This is a genomic window from Okibacterium fritillariae, assembly GCF_052783725.1.
In genome coordinates, this window is sequence record NZ_CP199917.1 from 2,100,382 (window position 1) to 2,121,756 (window position 21,375).

At 67.7% G+C, this 21,375-nt stretch carries 20 protein-coding genes; 6 read left to right on the plus strand and 14 right to left on the minus strand.

Going from position 1 to position 21,375, the window contains the following annotated elements; all coding sequences use genetic code 11:
• Positions 1-401 precede the first annotated feature (401 nt).
• From ACUWEX_RS09705 to thyX, 3 genes are all read right to left on the minus strand, one after another.
• Positions 402-2,078 carry a ribonuclease J gene (locus ACUWEX_RS09705; RefSeq protein WP_445996105.1) on the minus strand — a complete coding sequence of 559 codons (1,677 nt, stop codon included), beginning with the start codon at positions 2,076-2,078 and terminating at the stop codon, positions 402-404.
• 25 nt (positions 2,079-2,103) lie between these two features.
• Positions 2,104-3,078: a 4-hydroxy-tetrahydrodipicolinate synthase gene (dapA, locus tag ACUWEX_RS09710; RefSeq protein WP_445996106.1), complete on the minus strand. Its 975-nt coding sequence runs from the start codon at positions 3,076-3,078 to the stop codon at positions 2,104-2,106.
• 83 nt (positions 3,079-3,161) lie between these two features.
• The gene (gene thyX / locus ACUWEX_RS09715; protein ID WP_445996107.1) at positions 3,162-3,887 is read right to left on the minus strand and encodes an FAD-dependent thymidylate synthase; all 726 of its coding nucleotides are present in this window, start codon (positions 3,885-3,887) and stop codon (positions 3,162-3,164) included.
• A gap of 85 nt (positions 3,888-3,972) precedes the next feature.
• Between thyX and ACUWEX_RS09720 the strand changes: the two genes are divergently transcribed.
• Together ACUWEX_RS09720 and ACUWEX_RS09725 are read left to right on the plus strand one after the other, a co-directional pair.
• Positions 3,973-4,398, plus strand: a complete 426-nt coding sequence (locus ACUWEX_RS09720; RefSeq protein ID WP_445996108.1) for an OsmC family peroxiredoxin — start codon at positions 3,973-3,975, stop codon at positions 4,396-4,398.
• 2 nt (positions 4,399-4,400) lie between these two features.
• Positions 4,401-5,291, plus strand: a complete 891-nt coding sequence (locus ACUWEX_RS09725) for a TIGR01777 family oxidoreductase (protein WP_445996109.1) — start codon at positions 4,401-4,403, stop codon at positions 5,289-5,291.
• Between the two features lie 143 nt (positions 5,292-5,434).
• Here ACUWEX_RS09725 and ACUWEX_RS09730 read toward each other — a convergent pair whose 3' ends face one another.
• The 5 genes from ACUWEX_RS09730 to ACUWEX_RS09750 form a co-directional block, all read right to left on the minus strand.
• Positions 5,435-5,878: a hypothetical protein gene (locus ACUWEX_RS09730; RefSeq protein ID WP_445996110.1), complete on the minus strand. Its 444-nt coding sequence runs from the start codon at positions 5,876-5,878 to the stop codon at positions 5,435-5,437.
• The gene (dapB, locus tag ACUWEX_RS09735) at positions 5,875-6,705 is read right to left on the minus strand and encodes a 4-hydroxy-tetrahydrodipicolinate reductase (protein WP_445996111.1); all 831 of its coding nucleotides are present in this window, start codon (positions 6,703-6,705) and stop codon (positions 5,875-5,877) included. The genes ACUWEX_RS09730 and dapB overlap by 4 nt, the downstream gene beginning before the upstream one ends.
• A 64-nt stretch (positions 6,706-6,769) precedes the next feature.
• Positions 6,770-7,372 carry a histidine phosphatase family protein gene (locus ACUWEX_RS09740; protein ID WP_445996112.1) on the minus strand — a complete coding sequence of 201 codons (603 nt, stop codon included), beginning with the start codon at positions 7,370-7,372 and terminating at the stop codon, positions 6,770-6,772.
• A gap of 156 nt (positions 7,373-7,528) precedes the next feature.
• On the minus strand, positions 7,529-8,824 hold the full coding sequence (locus tag ACUWEX_RS09745; protein ID WP_445996113.1) for an aldo/keto reductase: 1,296 nt from the start codon (positions 8,822-8,824) through the stop codon (positions 7,529-7,531).
• Between the two features lie 257 nt (positions 8,825-9,081).
• The gene (locus tag ACUWEX_RS09750) at positions 9,082-11,373 is read right to left on the minus strand and encodes a polyribonucleotide nucleotidyltransferase (RefSeq protein WP_079728412.1); all 2,292 of its coding nucleotides are present in this window, start codon (positions 11,371-11,373) and stop codon (positions 9,082-9,084) included.
• A gap of 451 nt (positions 11,374-11,824) precedes the next feature.
• Between ACUWEX_RS09750 and ACUWEX_RS09755 the strand changes: the two genes are divergently transcribed.
• Positions 11,825-12,961, plus strand: coding sequence for an acyltransferase family protein (locus ACUWEX_RS09755; RefSeq protein ID WP_079728411.1), 1,137 nt, complete (start codon positions 11,825-11,827; stop codon positions 12,959-12,961).
• Between the two features lie 194 nt (positions 12,962-13,155).
• Here the strand turns inward: ACUWEX_RS09755 and rpsO are convergent, their stop codons facing one another.
• Positions 13,156-13,425: a 30S ribosomal protein S15 gene (rpsO, locus tag ACUWEX_RS09760; protein ID WP_079728410.1), complete on the minus strand. Its 270-nt coding sequence runs from the start codon at positions 13,423-13,425 to the stop codon at positions 13,156-13,158.
• A 207-nt stretch (positions 13,426-13,632) separates the two neighbouring features.
• On the opposite strand from rpsO, the gene ACUWEX_RS09765 reads away from it, so the two are divergent.
• A complete protein-coding gene (locus ACUWEX_RS09765; RefSeq protein ID WP_079728409.1) occupies positions 13,633-14,445 on the plus strand; it encodes a hypothetical protein in 813 nt (270 codons plus the stop codon).
• A 104-nt stretch (positions 14,446-14,549) separates the two neighbouring features.
• Here ACUWEX_RS09765 and ACUWEX_RS09770 read toward each other — a convergent pair whose 3' ends face one another.
• Entirely contained in the window at positions 14,550-15,599 is a 1,050-nt protein-coding gene (locus ACUWEX_RS09770) for an LLM class flavin-dependent oxidoreductase (RefSeq protein ID WP_445996114.1), read from the minus strand.
• Positions 15,600-15,718: 119 nt separating this feature from the next.
• Between ACUWEX_RS09770 and ACUWEX_RS09775 the strand changes: the two genes are divergently transcribed.
• Positions 15,719-16,126: a DUF1304 domain-containing protein gene (locus tag ACUWEX_RS09775; RefSeq protein ID WP_445996115.1), complete on the plus strand. Its 408-nt coding sequence runs from the start codon at positions 15,719-15,721 to the stop codon at positions 16,124-16,126.
• A 118-nt stretch (positions 16,127-16,244) separates the two neighbouring features.
• Here the strand turns inward: ACUWEX_RS09775 and ACUWEX_RS09780 are convergent, their stop codons facing one another.
• From ACUWEX_RS09780 to ACUWEX_RS09790, 3 genes are all read right to left on the minus strand, one after another.
• Positions 16,245-16,751, minus strand: a complete 507-nt coding sequence (locus ACUWEX_RS09780; protein WP_079728407.1) for an adenine phosphoribosyltransferase — start codon at positions 16,749-16,751, stop codon at positions 16,245-16,247.
• An 18-nt stretch (positions 16,752-16,769) separates the two neighbouring features.
• Positions 16,770-17,144, minus strand: coding sequence for an FKBP-type peptidyl-prolyl cis-trans isomerase (locus ACUWEX_RS09785; RefSeq protein WP_079728406.1), 375 nt, complete (start codon positions 17,142-17,144; stop codon positions 16,770-16,772).
• A gap of 223 nt (positions 17,145-17,367) precedes the next feature.
• Positions 17,368-18,870: a PrsW family glutamic-type intramembrane protease gene (locus tag ACUWEX_RS09790; RefSeq protein ID WP_445996116.1), complete on the minus strand. Its 1,503-nt coding sequence runs from the start codon at positions 18,868-18,870 to the stop codon at positions 17,368-17,370.
• An 83-nt stretch (positions 18,871-18,953) separates the two neighbouring features.
• Here ACUWEX_RS09790 and ACUWEX_RS09795 point away from each other — a divergent pair, with 83 nt between their 5' ends.
• Positions 18,954-19,832, plus strand: coding sequence for a fumarylacetoacetate hydrolase family protein (locus ACUWEX_RS09795; RefSeq protein ID WP_079728405.1), 879 nt, complete (start codon positions 18,954-18,956; stop codon positions 19,830-19,832).
• Here ACUWEX_RS09795 and ACUWEX_RS09800 read toward each other — a convergent pair.
• Positions 19,770-21,305, minus strand: a complete 1,536-nt coding sequence (locus tag ACUWEX_RS09800) for an aspartate ammonia-lyase (RefSeq protein WP_445997635.1) — start codon at positions 21,303-21,305, stop codon at positions 19,770-19,772. The genes ACUWEX_RS09795 and ACUWEX_RS09800 overlap by 63 nt on opposite strands.
• Positions 21,306-21,375 lie beyond the last annotated feature (70 nt).

The window sequence follows — 21,375 nt, forward strand, 5'->3', positions numbered from 1 at the left end:
GCACCCTTCGTGCGTGCGGGCTATCCGTGGCTCGATGGTATCCAGCGCGATGCCACCCGCGCGGGCCGAACGGGGCTCGCGAGGGCCCCCAGATCGGGCCTGAAACACTGGGCCCGTCGACTCCCCCGTCATTCCGCCTCAGGAGCACCGCCCGGCCCCCCTGCGCCCCCGCAGTAAATATTGGGCCCGGCGGCGTGTCGGAATGCAGAGCCAACACATGACCGCGCTCCGGGCCAGGTCGCCGCCGTACTGATCGCGGTGCTGGCCGCCCCGCTCGCCACCGCACCGTGCGACCAGACATCCCCGCGTTCGCGCACCCACTCGAACGGCGATGGCCGCGCCGGCGCGCGACGAAGCCCCGCCGTCATCCAGACCGGCGGGGCTTCGAGGGGCAATCGCTGCTACGCCTCGATAACGAGGGGAACGATCATGGGGCGGCGACGGTAGGACGTGTTCACCCAGCGGCCGACCGTGCGTCGCACGACCTGAGTCAGGGCGTGCGGGTCGCGCGTCCCGCTCTTCGCGGCCTCGGCCAGGGCGGACACGATCTTGGGCTTGACCTCGTTGAACACCGCGTCGTCCTCGGCGAAACCGCGCGCGTGGATCTCGGGCCCGACCACGACCTTGCCCGTCGCGGCCTCGACCACGACGATGATCGAGATGAAACCCTCTTCGCCCAGGATGCGGCGGTCCTTGAGGTCGGCGTCGGTAATCTCGCCCACGGTCGAGCCGTCGACGTAGACGAAACCGAGATCGAGCTGACCGACGACCTTGGCCACGCCATCCTTGAGGTCGACGACCGTGCCGTCTTCACCGAGGATGGTGTTTTCTTCGGGGATGCCGGTCTGCATAGCGAGCTTGGCGTTGGCCACGAGGTGGCGGTATTCGCCGTGCACGGGCAGCACGTTCTTGGGCTTCAGGATGTTGTAGCAGTAGAGCAGCTCGCCCGCGGCCGCGTGGCCGGAGACGTGCACCTTGGCGTTGCCCTTGTGCACGACGGTGGCGCCCAGCTTGGTGAGGCCGTCGATGACGCGGTAGACGGCGTTCTCGTTGCCGGGGATGAGGCTCGAGGCGAGGATGACGGTGTCGCCCGGGCCCGGCTCGATCGCGTGGTCGAGGTTGGCCATGCGGCTGAGGACGGCCATGGGCTCGCCCTGCGAACCCGTCGACATGTAGACGATGCGATCGTCGGGAAGGTCTTTCGCCTTCTTGTAGTCGATGAGCACGTCTTTCGGCACCTTGAGGTAGCCGAGGTCGGCGGCGATGCCCATGTTGCGCACCATGCTGCGGCCGAGGAACGCGACGCGGCGACCGTTGGCGGCGGCCGCATCGAGGACCTGCTGCACGCGGTGCACGTGCGACGAGAAGCTGGCGACGACGACGCGGCGCGTGGCCTTCTGGATGACCTGGTCGAGCACGGGCCCGATGGATGATTCGAGCGGCGTGAAACCGGGAACATCGGCGTTGGTGGAGTCGACCATGAACAGGTCGATGCCCTTCTCGCCGAGGCGCGCGAACGCCCGCAGGTCGGTCAGGCGGCCGTCGAGCGGCAGCTGGTCCATCTTGAAGTCACCCGTGGCGAGCACCGTGCCGGCGCTCGTCGAGATGGCGACGGCGAGGGCATCCGGAATGGAGTGGTTGACGGCCACGAATTCGAGGTCGAATGGGCCGAGCTTCTCGGTCTGCCCCTCGGTCACGGTGAGGCTGTAGGGCTTGATGCGGTGCTCTTTGAGCTTCGCCTCGACGAGCGCAAGCGTGAGGCCCGAGCCGATGAGCGGGATGTCGTTGCGCAGACGCAGCAGGTAGGGAACGGCGCCGATGTGGTCTTCGTGACCGTGCGTGAGCACGACGCCCACGATGTCGCCGAGGCGGTCCTTGATGGGGCTGAAGTCGGGCAGGATCAGGTCGACGCCCGGCTGGTGCTCCTCGGGGAAGAGCACGCCGCAGTCGACGATGAGGATCTTGCCGTCGATCTCGAACATGGTCATGTTTCGACCGATCTCGCCGAGACCGCCGATCGGGATGACGCGGAGTGTGCCGGGTTCGAGAGCCGGCGGTTCGTATACGGAAACGGGCATGCGCCCTCCTTGTTGAGTTATGGGGCTACCGTGTGGTGCCGTGCACTTTGGGCAGGGCACCTCCGGCGGCCGCATTGCGGTCTGGGCGGAACCTCGAGAGGTCGACACCCGGGATGTCTCGCACGAGGGCGAGTTCGTCTTCGATCTGCGCGGCTTCCGCCTCTTCCGGGCCCACGAGCGGCAGGCGCACGCGCGGGGTCTGGATGCGGCCGAGGCCGTGCAGGATGTATTTGGCGGCAACGGTGCCAGGAACGTGCGTCATGACGGCGCGCACGAGGGGCTCGAGCTGCTGGTGCGCGAGCGTTGCGGTGTGCAGATCGCCCGCGTTGACGGCATCTACCATCTGGCGGTAGGGGCGCGCCGCAATGTTGGCCGTCACGCCGATGAGGCCCGCCGCGCCGATCGCCATGTGCGGCAGCGCGTTGGCGTCGTCACCCGAGAAGTACATGAGGTCGGTCTGGTTGAGCACGCGGCTGACCTCGCTGAAGTCGCCCTTGGCGTCTTTCACGGCGAGGATGTTGGGGTGCTTCGCGGCCCGCAGGATCGTCTCGTACTTGATGGGCACACCCGTGCGACCCGGGATGTCATAGAGGATGACGGGCAGATCGGTGGCGTCGGCGATCATGCGGAAATGCGTGAGGATGCCGGCCTGCGTGGGCTTGTTGTAGTAGGGCGTGACGATCATGACACCGTCGGCCCCGGCCTTCTCGCTGGCCTTGTAGAGCTCGATGGCGTGCGCGGTCTCGTTGGAGCCACCGCCCGTGATGATCTTGGCGCGGCCCGCCGACACCGACTTGCCCACCTCGACGAGGCGCAGCTTCTCGGGGTCAGTGAGGGTGGATGTCTCACCCGTCGTGCCCGTGACGACGATGCCGTCGGCACCGGCCGAAATAACGTCGTCGATATGCTTCTCGACGCCGGGCCAGTCGACCTCTCCGTCGCTCAAGAACGGTGTCACCAACGCGACGAGGACCTGCCCGAAAGGATTCTCAACACTCACGGTCTTAGGTTACCGGTTCGACGGGGGCTGACGACATCCGCCGCCCCGGTGCCGGCGCCTCGAACGCCGAACGCCCGGAAGCCTTACGGCGCAACGCGGCCCTTGCTCTGGAACGCCTCGTGCGTGAGCGGCATGAGCTTCTGCCACACGTCTTCCATCTTCTCGGCGCACATCTCGATCTCACGCTGCGGGAAGGACGGGAACTGGCTGCCCTCGCGCTTGGTGCGCAGCGACAGGAAGTTCATGAGCGAGCGTGCGTTGACCGTGACGTACATCGACGAATAGATGTTGAGCGGCAGGACGATGCGCGCCACCTCGCGGGCGACGCCGGCGTCGAGCATGCGCTGGTAGGCCTCGAAGGCCTGCGTCGATGCCCGCACGGTCTCGTCGCGCACGAGCGCGGTCTGCTCGGGCGTGCCGGGCAGGAAGTCGTAGGCACCGGGTTTGCCGACCTGCACCAGGTTGCGCTCGTCGGACGGCACGTAGAACACGGGGCGCAGCTCGCGGTAGCGGCCCGATTCTTCGTTATAGCTGGCCATGCGGTGCCGCATGAACTCGCGGAACACGAAGATGGGAGCTTGCACATAGAACGTCATCGAGTTGTGCTCGAACGGCGAGCCGTGGCGGTCGCGCATCAGGTAGTTGATGAGACCCCGATCGCGGGATGTCGCGTCGTGCCCGTCTTGCGCGGCCTCAAGCGTCTGCTCACCCTGCGTCGACACGCGCGCGGCGAACAGCACATCGGAATCGGAGGCGCTCGAACGCACGAGCTCGACGGTTACATCGGAACGGAATTCAATCTCTGGCACGCGTCAACCCTACCCGGATGTCGGACGCCCTCGTTAGGCTGACGGCAGGCGTATCGAGCGCCTGAACAACTCACGGAGGTGCACCATGGCGGTTACCAGCGAAGCCACGACGGTCTGGAACGGAACGCTTTTCGAGGGCTCGGGAACGGTCACCCTCGATTCGTCGAAGGCCGCGAGCCTGCCCGTCGACTGGAAGGCACGATCCGAGGGTTCGGCGAGCGTCACGACGCCCGAGGAGTTGCTCGGCGCCGCGCATGCCGCGTGCTACTCGATGGCGTTCTCGAACGCCCTGACCGAGAACGGAACGCCGCCCGAGCGCGTGCAGACCACGGCCGCCGTCACCTTCCAGCCGGGCACGGGCATCACGTCGAGCCACCTGCTCGTGTCGGCCGTCGTGCCGGGTCTCGACGAAGAAACCTTCGAGCGCATTGCCGAAGACGCCAAGGTCAACTGCCCGGTGTCACAGGCCCTGACCGGCATCACCATCACGCTGGAAGCGAGCCTGGCCTAAACATGCGCGTTCTCATCGCCGGAGCATCCGGTCTCATCGGCACGGCCCTCACGCGCTCGCTGCGCGACGATCAGCACGAGGTCGTCCATCTCGTGCGGCGCGACGCCGCGGGCGCCGGTGAGGTCTCGTGGGATCCCGCCGCCGGTCGGCTCGACGTGTCGGCCTTCGACGGCGTCGATGCCGTGGTCAACCTGTCGGGCGCGTCGATCTCGAAGCTGCCGTGGACGGCCTCTTACCGCCGCACACTCCTGTCGTCGCGCGTGCAGGCGACACGCACGCTCGTCGAGGCACTGCATCGCACGAGCACTCCCCCGGCCATCTTCGCGAGCGGGTCGGCCTCCGGCTATTACGGGTCCCGGCCCGGTGAGACCCTCACCGAGGAGTCGAGCTACGGCGACGGGTTCCTCGCGGGCGTATGCGTGCGCTGGGAGGCCGAGGCGCTGAAGGCACCCGACTCGGTGCGCACCGTGCGCCTGCGCACGGGTGTCGTGCTGGCCCTCGGGGGAATTCTCAAACCGCTCATGCCGCTCACGCGGTTCGGCCTGGCCGGGCCCCTCGGCTCGGGCACACAGCGCTGGCCCTGGGTGAGTCTTGACGACGAGGTGCGCGGCATCCGACACGTTCTCGACACCGACATCGACGGGCCCGTCAACCTCGTGGGGCCCACGCCCTCGAGCGCCAACGACCTCATGTTCCACCTCGCACGGCGACTCGAGCGGCCCTACCTGCTGCGTGCGCCGAAGTTCGCGCTCAAGGCTGCGTTGCAGCAGGCGGCCGACGATCTGTTGCTCATCGATCAGCGCATCGAACCCGGTGTGCTCGAGCGCACGGGGTTCACGTTCACGCACCGCACGGTCGAGGAGGCCGTCGACGCGGCGCTGGCAGCAGGCTAACCGCCCGGCCCCGTCTCTCGGTAGCGCCTCGGTCGAGGCTCATCGCCTCACCCCGCGGTGGCGCTCAGACGAACGCGGAACGCCGAACGCTGAACGCTGAACGTCCTGACTCGAGTCCGGCCACAGCGTGATGCCGATGGGGTTCACACGGCGCGGCGCTCGAGGCTGATCGCCTCGCGGATCGCCTGGCGGGCACGGCGACGATCGCCCGCCCCGTCGTAGGCGAGGCCGAGGCGGTACCACGCTCGCCAATCCTCGGGGTTCTGTTCCACCTCGGCGCGATAGCGCGGGAAGACCTCGTCAGCCGCCTCACGCAGAGGTCGGCCCGACGGACGCACGGGCAGCTCCTCGTCGGGCAAAGCGTGCTCGTCGCCCAGCTGGCGCCCCAGTTTGTCGGCGCGGATGCCGAACAGCAGCTCACGCGCGAGTGCCCACAATCCGATGAGCGGGATGACCATCAGTGCGACGCCCATGACGATGGCGATCGGCTCGCCCGTGGCCACGAGGAGCACGGCCCGCTGGCCGACCAGCACGATGTAGAGCAGCAACAGCACGGCCATGACGCCGACGAGCAGGCGCGTGGTCATCGAGGGGTCGCCGCCTGAGCGGCCTGGCCCGAGGTGTTCTCGGGGCCCGGGGCGGTGTCGTCGACGGGGGCCGCGGCATCCGCCGAACGCGACGCCGACAGATCGAGGTCGAGGAGCCTGTCGAGGCCGACGGTCACGCCGACGGCCGATCGAGCCGCCTCGAGTGCGATGACGATGCCGCGCTCATAGGCCGACGGGTCGAGCGTGTCGTGAGAGATCGTGAGCAGTTCGCCGGTGCCGCCGAACACGACATCCTGCTTCGCCACCACGCCGCGCATGCGCAGGCTGTGAATGGTGATGCTGGACACCTGCTGGCCGCGGGCGCGCTGGTCGGTGTGCGGCGCCTCGACGGGGCCCTGACCGGCGCGGGCGGCCTGGATGAGCTCGGCGGTGCGCACGGCCGTGCCGCTCGGCGAGTCGACCTTGGACGACCGGTGCGCCTCGATGATCTCGATCGAGTCGTAGAAACGGCCCGCCATGGCGGCGAACGCCGTAGCCAGAACGGATCCGAGGGAGAAGTTCGGGACGATGACGACGCCGCTGGTCGACTGGGCGACCTGCGCCTCGAGTGACGTGATGCGCGAACTCGACCACCCGGACGACCCGACGAGCACCTTGAGCCCTCGCTCGACGGCGTGCTGCACCACCTGAGGGCTGACCGCCGGCGACGTGACGTCGACGACGAGGTCGGCATCATCCATGTCGGTCAGCGGCGATGAGGAATCGAGCGTGGCCACCACCTCGAAGCCGTCGGTCTGCTCGACCAGCTCACGAATGAGGGTGCCCATCTTTCCGGTGGCGCCGACGACGGCGACTCTCGTTGTCATACCTCAAACCTACCAAGCGCCACACGACTGCGCCCGAGGCCCTGCCCGTACCGGCGAATCCGCTCTAGGCCGGGATCGTGTCGGGCAGCCCCGTGCGAATCTCGAACGGCAGATGCGACAGATCGTTGTGCGTGACGAGCGTCCACGGCCGTCCGGCCTTCTGGTGGATGATCGTCAGCCCGCAATTGGCCTGGTTCAACGTCGTCCATCGCCACTCGGGCGCCTCGAGAACCTCGCGCACGAACCATCCGATGACGAAGTTGTGCGTGATGAGCAGATCGTGACGCTCGCCGCGCACGGGCGCCAGGAACTCGGCCACGGCATCGGACATCTGCGCCGACCCTGCGTCGACCTCGTCGTCGGTCACCGATCCAAAGAACGCATCGTAGGCGGCCGGCGTATTGGCCGTCTTGCCCGAGGGAACACAGTCGAACAGCAGGGCAGAGGGCTCGGGCTCGAGGGCGGGCAAGCGCTCGGCGATGATCTTGGCCGTCTCGGATGCCCGCTGCAGGGGCGAATGCCAGGCGTTATCCATGGGCACTCCCCCGAGCCGCTCGGCCAAGAGCTGCGCCTGACGACGCCCCCGAGCGGACAGCGGCCCATCGGGCATGCCGTGCTCGGCGTTTTGTTGTTCTCCGTGGCGGACGAGGTAAATGTAGTGTGACACCGGTGCTACTCCTTGGCCCCGCGCGGCCCGCGTTCCCGCCTTCGGCGCCGGGATCGTCGGTGTCGACGGGGTACGTTTTCCAGCATTCAGCTTACGACAGGGGTGGGGTGCGCGCCTGGGAGCCCGCAGGGCATCTCGACAAAAGTCGACGCGGCCCTAGTTCCGTGAGGCGCGCTCGAGATCGAGCACCTGCGTGCGCGTGAGCTGCACGCCGGCCGACTGCACGATGGCATCGACCTGCTCGGGTCGGGATGCACTCACGACCGGCGCTGCGACCCCCGGGCGGTGTTGCAGCCACGCGATCGCGATGGTCGTCACACTCACACCGATCTCGAGTGCCACCTGGTCGAGAGCCTTCAACACGCGCAGGCCGCGTCGGCCGAGGTGCTCGGCGGCCTTGGCGGACCGCAAACGGTCGGCGAAATCGGCGCGCGAGCGGTACTTGCCCGTGAGGAACCCGTTTTCCAACGCGTAGTACGGCATGACGCCGAGCCCCTGACCCTGAGCGACGAGCTGCAGGCCACCCTCGTAACGCTCGCGCGTGAGCAGGCTGTAGTGCGTCTCGATGGCCTCGAAGCGCGGGTAACCGGCCGCCGCGAGGATGCGTGCCTCGATCAGGCGTTCGGGCGTGAAGTTCGATACGCCGAGGTAGCGCACCTTGCCCGTCTCGATGAGCCATTGAGCCGTGCCCAGGGCGTCTTCGAGCCGCACGGAATCGTCGTCGTCGTGGAAGTAGAGCAGGTCGATGTGGTCGGTGTCGAGCCGCTCGAGGCTGGCCTCGACGGCGCGCACCATGTTCACGGGGCCGAGGCCCGGGCTGTCCGGGTGGCGGCCGATCTTCGTGGCGACGACCATGTCGTCGCGGTTGCGCCGACGCGACATCCAGCGCCCGATGATGTGTTCGCTGCGCCCGCCCGAGTAGCTGTCGGCCGTATCGATGAAGTTGCCGCCGAAGTCGGCGTAGCGGTTGAGGATGGCCTCGGACGCTGCCGACTCGGCCGTCCACCCGAACACGCTGGTGCCGAGCGAGACCGGGAAGACCTCGAGGTCGCTGTCGCCGACGGTGTTGCGGATGCTCGCCCCCACGCCATCACCGAGAACCGGGATCGGGGCGGACGGGTGGGCGGGCACATCGGCCCGCGGAGTGGTCTGTGCCGGGGTCGACCCGGTGGTAACGCTGGCGTCTGCCGGCACCACGCCGGTGACGACGGGCGCAGAGGCACGCAACCGTGCTTCTACCGCAGCGATCGCGTCGATGCCGCCCGTTGCAACCGACTCGGCCTCGGCTTCGGCGACCGCTTCGGCCGTCGCCGTGACCGCGTTCGCTCGAGCCGCATGGCGTCCGGTCCGCACGGCGACGCCGGAGGTCAGGGGAAGGGCGGAATCGGTCTCATCGACCGCCGCTTCAGCCGGTTCGGACACGGTGAAGAGCCGCGGGATGAACTTCGCCATCTCCGCCCCCTCTCGCCTGCGGTACTGCCCGGACACGTATCAGGCGACCCCCATCGCCTACTTCGAGGGTAGGTCACTTCCGACAGCCGCAATGGATATCTCGCGCGCCCTTGACAGATTGGATCATAACGATTCGACAACGACGAACGCGCCCGCCCCGATGTGGGACGAGCGCGTTCGTGAGTCGCCGTGGGCGACAGGTCGCACGCACCGGAGCTCTGGGAGAGATACTCCAGCGGCGTGTGACCGGGAAGGGTTTAGCCTTCGGCCGGAGCCTCGGGGCCCTCGCTGGCGGCAGCACTCGACTGCGTGTCAGCTTCTTCGGCGACGACCGGTGCGAGCGACAGCTTGCCGCGGTCATCGATCTTGGTGATCTCGACGAGGATCTTCTGGCCGACACCGAGCACGTCTTCGACGTTCTCGACGCGCTTGCCACCGGCGAGCTTGCGCACCTCGGAGATGTGCAGCAGGCCGTCCTTGCCGGGGAGCAGCGAGACGAACGCGCCGAAGGCGGCGATCTTCACGACGGTTCCGAGGAACTGCTCGCCGACCTCGGGGTTGGTCGGGTTGGCGATGGCGTTCACCTGGGCGCGAGCTGCCTCGGCCGACGGACCGTCGACGGCGCCGATGTAGACGGTGCCGTTCTCTTCGATCGAGATGTCGGCGCCGGTCTCGTCCTGGATGGCGTTGATCGTCTTGCCCTTGGGTCCGATGAGCTCGCCGATCTTGTCGACGGGGATCTGCACGCTGATGACGCGAGGAGCCGTGGGCGCCATCTCGTCGGGAGCGTCGATCGCCGCGTTGAGCACGGAGAGGATCGTGGTGCGGGCATCCTTCGCCTGCGTCAGAGCGGCAGCGAGCACGGAGGCGGGGATGCCGTCGAGCTTCGTGTCGAGCTGGATCGCGGTGACGAATTCGCTGGTGCCGGCGACCTTGAAGTCCATGTCGCCGAGCGCGTCTTCGGCACCGAGGATGTCGGTCAGAGCCGCGTAGCGCGTCTGGCCGTCGACGGTGTCGGACACGAGGCCCATGGCGATGCCGGCGACGGGTGCTCGCAGCGGCACACCGGCGTTCAGCAGCGACAGGGTCGACGCGCAGACGGAGCCCATCGAGGTCGAGCCGTTGGAGGACAGCGCCTCGGAGACCTGACGGATGGCGTAGGGGAACTCGTCGCGGCTCGGCAGAACCGGAACGAGAGCGCGCTCGGCGAGGAAGCCGTGCCCGATCTCGCGACGCTTCGGGGTGCCGACACGACCGGTCTCACCGGTGGAGTAGGGCGGGAAGTTGTAGTGGTGCAGGTAACGCTTGCTCTTGACGGGCGAGAGCGAGTCGATCTGCTGTTCCATCTTCAACATGTTGAGGGTGGTGACACCGAGGATCTGGGTCTCGCCACGCTGGAACACGGCGGAACCGTGAACGCGCGGGATGACCTGGACTTCGGCGTCGAGCGGGCGGATGTCGGCCAGGCCGCGCCCGTCCATGCGGATGCCCTCACGCAGGATGCGGCCGCGGACGACCACCTTGGTGACGGACTTGTAGGCCGCCGAGAAGTCGCGCAGGACCTCGCCGTCGATCTCGCCGGCTTCGACGCGCTCGGTGAGCGAAGCCTTGACGCGCTCCTTGAGCGAGTCGTCGGCGTTCTGACGCTCGACCTTGTCGGCGATCTGGTAGACGTTCACCAGGTCGTCGTAGGCGAGGCCCGCGACGTGGTCGTAGGTTTCCTTGCTGTAGGGCAGGAACACCGGGTAGTCGGCGATCTCCTTCGCAGCCTGGGCGGCGAGCGAGCTCTGTGCCGCGACGAGCTCCTTGATGAAGGGCTTCGAGGCCTCGAGGCCCTCGGCCACGACCTCTTCGTTGGGCTTGATGGCGCCGCCCTGGATGAGGTTCCAGCTGTTCTCGGTGGCTTCGGCCTCGACCATCATGATCGCGACGTCTTGGTTGCCCTCGGCGTCGGTGACGACGCGGCCGGCGACGATGAGGTCGAAAACGGCCTCTTCGAGCTGCTCAGCCTTGGGGAACGCGACCCACTGACCGGAGCCGTTGTTGGCACCGGGGATGAGGGCGAGGCGCACACCGGCGATCGGGCCGCTGAAGGGCAGGCCGGAGATCTGGGTGGAGGCGGAAGCCGCGTTGATGGCCAGCGCGTCGTAGAACTCGCCGGGGGCGATCGACAGCACGGTGACGACGATCTGGACCTCGTTGCGCAGGCCGGTCACGAAGGACGGACGCAACGGGCGGTCGATGAGGCGGCACACGAGGATGGCCTCGGTGGAGGGACGGCCTTCGCGGCGGAAGAACGAACCGGGGATCTTGCCGGCAGCGTAGCTGCGCTCTTCGACATCGACCGTCAGCGGGAAGAAGTCGAAGTTGTCTTTCGGGTGCTTCGAGGCCGAGGTGGCCGAGAGAAGCATGGTTTCTTCATCGAGGTAGGCAGCGACGGCTCCCTGAGCCTGCTGCGCGAGGCGACCGGTCTCGAAGCGGACCGTTCGCTTGCCGTAGGAGCCGTTATCGAGCACGGCTTCGGCGAATTTGATTTCTGGACCTTCCACAGGTCACTCCTTACGTTGGTGCCGCGGGTTCACGCGGCAGGGGGCGCGGTCATTCGCGCCCGATTCAGACATACCAAAGCAGGAACAGGCAGTACGTACTCAAGTCGCCGAACTTTTGGGACTTGGCTGATCTCCAGTAGAAAGCCACCATCCCGCGCGCATCGAACGGATCTGGGGACCAGATCTGTCGACCGAGGGAAGGGAGTTCACCACCGAGGACCAGCTTCCTGCCGGCCTGCTCCGTGTTACTCACGCCCGATCACAGGTGAACGGACATCGAAATTCTACCAGAGAAGGGTTCGTTTGCACCGGAGGCGCACATATTGCATTCAGGAACGGGCGGATGCCGGGGGCTCGGGCCGGGCGTGCCGTGACGCGTTTTCACGGGCCGAACAGCGGGGCCGGGCGGTGCACGTCGCGATAGGTTTGGTGCCGACCGAAACGAGGAGTCATGACGCTCTCCCCCGACGAGACCGAGCCGGGCGCCACGCCATCCGCCGCCCGCCCTCAGAAGAAACGCGTGCCGTTCTGGGACAACGCGCGGTTCGCCTGCATCGTGCTGGTCGTCATGGGCCACGGCATCCAGCGCCTGACCGAAGATTCGGATGCCGCACTCACGGTCTATCTGCTCATCTACGCGTTCCACATGCCCGCGTTCGCGATCGTGAGCGGCTACTTCTCGAAGTCGGACCCGCCCGGGCGGCGGCAGATGGCGCGCGTGATCACCGACATCCTGCTGCCGTATCTGATCATGGAGAGCATCTGGACGCTCGTGCAGTTCGGGGTGGAGGGCGAGCTCAACGTGAACCCCACGCAGCCGTCGTGGACGCTGTGGTTCCTGCTGGCGCTCGGCATCTTCCGGCTGATCCTGCCGTATCTCGCGCTCATCCGGTGGCCTCTGCTCTGGGCCGTGGTCGTCTCGGTGGGCGTCGGCTATCTCGACAACGTGGACAGTACGTTCTCGCTCAGCCGCACGCTCGGCATCCTGCCGTTCTTCGTGCTGGGCTGGAAACTGCGGTCGTGGAAGCTCGTCGACCGGTGGCGCGTGACCGAGCGGCAGACCTGGCCGGTGCGTGCGGTGGCGCTCGGCCTCTTCGCGGCGCTCGCGGCCGTGTTCGTCGCCTTCATCGACGTGTGGCGGGACATCGACCTGCGGCTGTGGTTCTTCTACGACGACTCGTATCAGGGTCTCGGCGAGGGCGTGTGGTGGGCCGGGCTCGTGAGACTCGGGTTGATCTCCCTCGCCGTGCTAATGAGCGCGGCGTTCTTCGTGCTCGTGCCGCGGCGCCAGACCTGGATGACAGGGTTCGGGCAGGCCACTATGTACGTCTATCTGCTGCACAGCTTCGTGCTCTATCCCATCCGACAATCCGGGATGCTGCGGCAGGGGCTCGATCCAGATGTCTGGCTCGTGATCATGCTCGTCGCGGCCGTGGGCATCGCCGTCGTTCTGTCGACCGCGCCCGTGCGCCGCGTGTTCCGGCCGCTCATCGAACCGAAACCGCGCTGGTTGTTCGTGCGCCCGGCCGACGAGGAGCGCGTGGGGCCGTCGCGCACCGACCCGACGGGGTCTCGCCGCACGCCGTGAACCGGTGACGAGTGCAACGACCGCATGCGCGCGCCCGGTGGCGGGCTCGGCGGCGGGCTCGGCGGTGACGATGTGCGCGCCCGGGACCTGCGGCGGGAACGACGAATGGCCGCCACCCGAGGGTGACGGCCATTCGTGAAGAAGATCGCGGTCTCAGCGAAGAGACCCGCAACGCCTTCGTTCTCTGACGAGAATTAGCGGCGCAGTCCGAGACGCTCGATGAGCGTGCGGTAGCGGGCGATGTCGACGTCGGCGAGGTAGCCGAGCAGACGACGGCGCTGACCAACCAGCAGAAGCAGGCCACGACGCGAGTGGTGGTCGTGCTTGTGCTCCTTGAGGTGCTCGGTCAATTCCTTGATTCGAGCGCTCATGATGGCTACCTGAACCTCGGGGGAACCGGTGTCGCCAGGGTGGGTCGCATATTCTTCGATGATCGCCTTCTTAGCTTCTCCATTAAGTGCCATAGAGCCGATCCCCTTTCTCTCGTTGCGCGGTGCCTACCAGCGGGATGCTGTGGCTCTCTTTATCCGCGGCCGTTCAGACGGCAACTGAGCGAGTCTATCAGAGGCTGGGCGCTGCCAGTGCTCTCACAGTGGGGGCACAGACATCCGGGATGCCGCGTGCCTAGGCTCGTGTGAACATACCTCGTTCATAGCTGAAGGGCCACCGACATGGGATTCCTCGACCGACTTCTCGGACGCGAAGAACCGAACCAGCAGAACCCGCAGAATCAGCAAAACCCCGGCGGGCAGTACGGCCAGGGGCAGTACCGCTACGGGCAGCAGTCCTACGATCAGCCGCAGGGCGGGTACGCGCCGCAGGGCGGGCCGCAGAATCCCGGTCAGCAGGGCGCCGGGCAGAACGGCGCCGGCCAGAACGGCCAAGCTCGCAGCGAGGACGAGATCGCCATCGAGCGCTACCGCTACCTGCTGCGCACGGCTCCCCCCGAGCAGATCGAAGAGGTGCACCGCGAGGCGTTCGGCAAGCTGACGAACGAGCAGCGCCAGCAGGTGTTCCAGGAGCTCAGCCAGAACGCGCCGCAGGGTGACGCCCCGCGCGACGACTCCCCCGCGGCTCTCGCCTCGTCGGCGACGCGATCCGAGATGCGCCAGCCCGGCACGCTCGAGCGCTCGTTCTCGAACCAGGGCGGTCGCGGCGGGCCCGGCATGGGCAGCATGTTCGCCGGTTCGTTGATGGGCACGGTGGCCGGCTTCTTCGTGGCCTCGGCGCTGATGTCCGCGTTCCTGCCGAACGACATGGGCGGCAACGATGCGGCGGGCGATGGCTCGGGTGACGGCTCACAGGACGGTTCGGGCGACGGCTCGCAGGATGCCGGGGCCGACTCGGGCGCCGGATCCGACGCGGGCGGCGACCCCGGTGCCGACACGATCTCGGCCGACGGCGGCGGAGACTTCGGCGGAGGCGGCTTCGGCGACTTCGGTGGCGGCGGCGACTTCGGCGGCGGAGACTTCGGCGGGTTCTGACCCACCGGTCACCCCGCGCTCCCCGACATCGAGGAGCATCGGACACAGAAGAAGGGCCCCGGAATCATCCGGGGCCCTTCTTCATGCGTGTGCAGTGCGACGGATCAGGCCGCGTCGCTCGTGAGCAGCTGCTCGGCCAGGAGTTCGAGCGTGCGGATGCGGGCGGGCGCGGCATCCGGAGCGGTGCCCTGGCGGGCCGACGCACCCGGCGAGACCATGACCTCGTCGACACCGAAACGCTCGCCCAGCTGACGCACGCGTGCGGCCGCACCGGCACCGTCGTCGACGATCCAGGTGCCGCGCATGCGCTCGACGAACTCCTTCTGCAGGTCGGTGACGTCGGCGGCGAGCGCCTCCTCCACCGTCAGCAGGGCGCCGAGCGGATCATTGGTGCGCAGGCGCGCCATCTGCTGCATCTGCGGCAGCGCGAGGAGAGCGGCCTCGTCGGCCGTGTCGGCGGCGACCACGTTGGCGGTCAAGAACGTGCGCGGCGCCTCGAGGAACTCGGACGGGCGGAACTGCGAGCGGTAGAGGTCGAGCGCGCGCTCGGTGCCCTCGCCGCTGAAGTGGTGCGCGAACACGTAGGGCAGGCCCATCGAGGCGGCGAGTTGCGCCGAGTAGTCGCTCGAACCCAGCAGCCAGACATCCGGAACGCTCGTGGCGCGCGGTGTGGCCTTGAGGCCGTACTCCTGGCCGGACGTGAGGCGCACCGTGGCACCCTCGGGCGAGAGCAGGGCGATGATGTCGCCGACCGAGTTGGGGAACGCGTTGACATCGGAGGTGGCACCCGAGCGGTTGAGCACCGCCGTGACGACGGGGTCGCTGCCGGGGGCGCGGCCGAGGGCCAGGTCGATGCGGCCCGGAGCGACGGCCTCGAGAGCGGCGAACTGCTCGGCCACGACGAGCGGCGCGTGGTTCGGCAGCATGACGCCGCCCGACCCCACGCGGATGCGCTCGGTGCGCGACGCCAGGATCGCGATGATGATGGGCGGGTTCGTCGAAGCGACGGACGCCATGTTGTGGTGTTCGGCCACCCAGTAGCGGGTGTACCCCAGACGGTCGGCGGCCTGAGCCAGCCCGATCGACGCGGCGATCGCCTCTGAGGAGTTCTGATCGGTGCGAACGGGCACCAGGTCGAGTACGGAGAGTTTCAACGCACATCCTTTCTCACCGTAAAGACAACGTCAGATGGGCCACTCCATTCCCGGATCGGCCGAAATGAGAGCGGCGCGGCGTGCCGACGCGCGGCACCCGGGCGTCCTACGCTCGGGTCATGGTGATCCTGGTAACTATCGCGGCGACGCTCTCGGCCGTTCTGCACATCGTCATCTTCTACTGGGAGTCGTACGCGTTCTCCCGCCCGACCGTCTGGCGCCGCTTCGGCCTGTCGTCGCAGGAGGAAGCCGACCAGCCCGCCGTCAAGGCACTCATGTACAACCAGGGGTATTACAACCTCTTCCTCGCGGTCGGAGCCCTGCTCGGCGGCATCCTCTATGGCGTGGGCGTGCAGCAGGCCGGATTCGCGATCGGACTGTTCTCCGTCGCATCCATGCTCGCCGCCGCGATCGTTCTCACCACCACGGGCCCGGGCCGCATCAAGCCGGCCATCGTGCAGGGCACCCTGCCGCTCATCACCGTGGTGCTCTACATCGTCGGATGGCTGAACCCCGGTCTCGTCTGACCGCCCGCGTTGCTCTTCGCGCCGTGACACACGAAACGCGCCGTCCCTCGGGGCGGCGCGTTTCGTGTGTGGAGCGTGTCTATCGTGCTCGCTGTGCGTGTTGCTCTTGCTGTCGGGGCTATTCGGCCACGATCGAGTAGACGTCGTAGTCGGAGAGCACTTGGCGGCCGCCGAGGCCGTCGAGTTCGAGCACGAGCCCGATGCCGGCGACGACGTAGCCCGCGCGCTCGATGAGCGTGGCCGCCGCGTTCGACGACCCGCCCGTGGCGAGCACATCGTCAAGGATCAGCACGCGCGAACCCTGCGGCAACTGCCCGGGGCGGATCTCGAGCGTGGCGGCACCGTATTCGAGGCCGTAGTCCTCGCTCAGCACCTCGCCCGGGAGCTTTCCGGCCTTGCGCACGATCGCGAGGGGCGTGTGGGATGCATAGGCCAACGCCGAGGCCAGCAAGAAGCCGCGCGCCTCGACGCCCGCCACCGCGTCATACCGCCCCGCGAAGCGCCCCGCCAGGTCGTCGATGACGGCGCGGAAAGCGTCGGCGTCGGCGAACACGGGGGTCAGATCGCGGAACAGGATTCCCGGCTTCGGGAAGTCCGGGATGGTGTCACTCAGCGAGAGCACCATCTCTTCGACGGTCAAGGGTTACTTCACACCCAACAGGTCGATGACGAAGATGAGGGTCTCGCCCGAGAGCGGGTGTCCCCCACCGGCCGGGCCGTAGGCCAGGTGCGGCGGAACCGTGAGCTGGCGGCGCCCGCCGACCTTCATGCCGGGGATGCCTTCCTGCCAGCCGGCGATGAGGTTGCGCAGGGGGAAGTTGATGGACTGGCCGCGGCTCCACGAGGAGTCGAACTCCTCGCCGGAGTCGTAGGCAACGCCCAGGTAGTGCACGTCGACGGTGGAGGACGCGGCCGCCTCGTCGCCATCGCCGATGATGAGGTCGACGACCTCGAGGGTCTCGGGCGCGGGGCCGGAGGGGGCTTCGATCTCGGGCTTGCTCTTCGCAGAATCAGTCATGCAACCATCCAAGCCGAGCGAGGCTCGGGAGTCAAAAACGGGGCGGTCCCGGCGGGCGGTGCGGCGCGTCATCCGATCGCCAGAAAAGTGTTGCATTTCTGGCGCGACGGGAGCATTCTGAGAACATAACTCGTCGCCCGGGAGACTTGCAGGCAGTGCCGCAGCACCGGGCGATGAGTCTGTGTTAGCCCACGATCTGCCTCGCGGGGGTAGGTGAGCCGGGCTAGGGGCCGAGAAGGACCGCGCGGTCGGTGGTGACCGCGGCGAGGAGTTCTTGTTCGGTGCGGCGGTTGACCAGGTGGTTGCGGCCCGTGATGATGCGCTGGCGCGTGTAGGCGAGGCGCGTGGCGTCGCGGGCGAACTGGCGCATGACCTTGCCCTTGTCGCCCGGAAGCGTCGCGGCCCAGGCGCGGGCGCGGCGGCGACCCGACCAGGTGGCCAGCATCGTGACCTCGGCGGGCGTGAACCAGCCGGCGGCCGCATACTCGTTGAGTCGCGCCTGCGTGAGCTTGATCTCGTGGCGGCGCACCAGCACCGTGAGCGTGACCGCGCCCGCGAAGAGGGGCACCTGCACGAGCAGGTAGTAGACGATGTAGCTGCCGAGGGAGTCGATGAAGAAGAGCGCACCGTTCCAGAGTGCGTGCAGCAAAATGGCCGGCACGAGGCCGACCAGGAAGTAGAGCAGTGCGCCGAGAGACGTGGAACGTCGGGCGGCGAAACCGAGGGCGAGACCCGTCATGGTCGTGAACATGACGTGCGCGAACGGCGAGAGCACGGCGCGCAGCACGAAGGTGACGCTCAAACCGCTGAAGCCGCCATCCCACAGCGCCTGCGCGAAGTAGAGGATGTTCTCGGTGAAGGCGAACCCGGCGGCGATGACGGCCGCATAGACCATGCCGTCGAGCGGGCCGTCGAAGTGGCGGCGCGCGGCATAGAAGACGATGAGGATGCCGAGACCCTTGGCGATCTCTTCGACGATGGGTGCCTGGATGGCGGCCGAGAAGAACGCACCCGGACCGGAGCCCGTGGCCAGATAGGCGGCGACCTCGACCCCGAGCCCGACGAGTAGGGCCATGGATGCTGCGGCCGCGGCACCCCACAGGAACGAGAAGACGAGCGCGAGACGGGGTTCCGGCTCCCACCGGTCGACCCAGGCGACGGCGGCGAGCACGACGGCGAGCGGAATGAGCGCGCCGAAGAACGAGAGTCCGACCGCCATGGCGCCGAGCTGCGAGACGAAGTAAATGATGAGCCCGCCGAGCAGCAGGCCGAGCACGGCTATCGCGGACAGGGCGAGGACGGCCATGACGGAGGACGGCTTGACGCGCTGCGACCAGACGGGCTGCACGAAGTAGGGCGCCTTGGCCGGCTGCGCGTATTGCGGCTGCGCGTCGCGCGCCGGCTGGGTGAACCCGGGGCCGCCATAGACGGGCTGCGGCGGGTAATAACGCCCCGAATTGGGGGCGGAGGACGGTGCGTTCTGGGCGTCGGCGCCGGGGGCGCGACCGTCGGTGGCGTAGGGATCGCGCGGGGTGAGCGGCGGTTCTTGTGGGGCGAGCGGCGCCTGCTGACCCGAGCGATCGGGGGCGGCGTAGGCATGCTGCTGCTCGGGCTGGGCGCTGTTCGGGGCGGAGGGCGCGCCCGGGGGCGCGTTGAGGATGGGTGGGCCGGAGGGCAACCGGCCGTGCGACGAGTTCGGGTCGTCGCGCGGGGTCGGGTACGTCATCGACCTAGAATAAGCGCTCTCGCCTGGGTGAACGAATCGCACAAAACCCGAACGGGGGTCATCCGACCCGATAGCCTGAAGGGGTGAAGTACGCCCATCTCATTGCCGACGACCGTTCCGAGACGACGAGGCTGGTGGTGCGACACGACGACCTCGTCCAATACGTCGAGGATCTCGTCGAGGATTCCCCCGTCGATCTGCAACAGCTCATCGAGCGCGGCGACTCCGAGGACGCACGCATCCGCGCGGCCGTCGAGGCGGCGGGGTGGCAGCACGAACGTGTCTATCCGCTCGGCGGTTTCACGCACGCATCCGCCGTTCTGCGACCGCCGCAGGTGATCGCGGTGGGCCTCAACTATGCGGCCCACTCGAGCGAGCTCAACCTGAAGACCGACAACTCCCCCACGCTGTTCTCGCTGTGGACGAACTCACTGGCGGGGCACGGTGGCACGACGACGTGGCCGCGCAGCCTGTCCGAGTCGATCGACTACGAGGCCGAGCTCGGCGTGATCATCGGCAAGCCGGCCAAGAACGTGAGCCGCGACGATGCGCTCGACTATGTGTTCGGCTACACGGTGGTGAACGACATCACGGCGCGCGACATCCAGTATTCAGAGGCGCAGTGGACCAGGTGCAAGAGCTTCGACGGTTTCACTCCGACCGGGCCGCTCGTGGTCACGCGCGACGAGATCGCCGACCCGCAGAACCTGCACGTCGGCACGGTGCTCGACGGTCACGTGATGCAGGACTCGGACACGTCGCACATGGTGCGGAGCGTGGCCATCTTGATCGAGCAGATCTCGCGCTCGATCACGCTGCTGCCGGGCACCCTCATCTCGACGGGCAGCCCCGGGGGCGCGGGTTATAGCCGCGACCCCCAGGTCTTCTTGCGGGACCGGTCAACGGTCACCGTGTCCGTCGAGGGTATCGGCGAACTCACCACCCATTGCCGCATGGTCTGAGTGCGCCTGCGTCGAGGCCTTCTCGCTCGCCGCGCTGCCGTCGATGACGGGGATGGCGGTCGTGATGACCTCGAGGCCCGACAGGCGTGCCGGTGACAGCTGCTTGGTGACCTCGTCGCGCGACATGAGTTTGGACTCGACGACGAGGTCGGCGATGTTGCGACCCGTGAGCAGGGCCGTCTTGGCGAGGGCCGCCGCGGCCGTGTAACCGATGTAGGGCGTGAGCGCCGTGATGACGCCCACCGACGAGCCCACCATGGTCTCGAGGCGCTCGTGGTTGGCGGTGATGCCGTCGATGCAGTTGACGCGCAGGGTGTGGCACGCCCCGGCCATCCACGTGATCGACTGGAAGAGCGAGTGCGCGATGACGGGCTCAAAGGCGTTGAGCTGCAGCTGCCCGGCCTCGGCCGCCATCGTGACGGTCATGTCGGCGCCGACGACCGAGAAGGCGACCTGGTTGACGACTTCGGGGATGACGGGGTTGACCTTGCCCGGCATGATCGACGAACCCGCCTGCTTGGCCGGCAGGTTGATCTCGCCGAAGCCGGCCTGGGGACCCGAGGACAGCAGGCGCAGGTCGTTGCAGATCTTGGACAGCTTGATGGCGGACCGCTTGAGCGTGCCGCTGAACGACATGAACGCGCCGGCGTCGCTCGTCGACTCGACGAGGTCGGGCGCGGTCTCGAGCGTGAGGCCCGTGATGTCGTTGAGGTGGCGGATGACGGTGGACGCGTAGCGCGGATCGGCCGTGATGCCCGTGCCGATGGCCGTGGCCCCGAGGTTGACCTCGGCCAGCAACCAGGTGGTCTCGCCGAGGCGCTCGTGGTCTTCGCCCAACGTGGTCGCGAAGCCGTGGAACTCTTGCCCGAGGGTCATGGGAACGGCGTCTTGCAGCTGCGTGCGCCCGACCTTCAGCACGTGCCGGAACTCGTCGGCCTTCACCGAGAATGAGCGGCGCAACAGCTCGAGCTCGGTGAGGAGGGTGCGCAGCGACAGCGCCAGGCCGATCTTGATGGCCGTGGGATAGGTGTCGTTGGTGGACTGCGAGCGGTTGGTGTGGTCGATGGGCGAGAGGAAGGCGTAGTCGCCCTTCTCGCGGCCCGCCAGCTCGAGCGCGATGTTGGTGATGACCTCGTTGGCGTTCATGTTGGTCGACGTGCCGGCGCCGCCCTGGATGACGCCCACCACGAACTGGTCGTGGAACCGGCCCTCGATGACCTCTTGGCAGGCGCGATCGATGAGCTCACCCTTCTCGGCATCGAGCGAACCGAGCTCGACGTTGGCCCGAGCGGCCGCCTGCTTGACGCACGCGAGGCCCACGATGAGGTCGGGGTAGACCGAGATGGGCCGCTTCGAGATCGGGAAGTTGTCGAGCGCGCGGGCCGTGTGGATGCCCCAATAGACGTCGGCCGGGATCTGCATGCTGCCGAGCGAATCGGACTCGACGCGCGTAGCGGTATCGGTCTCGGGCATCTCGGCCTCCTGCAGGTAGGGGTGGTCGATCGCACGCGTGGCGGTCGACGTCTTCTTCGCACTTCGGAAA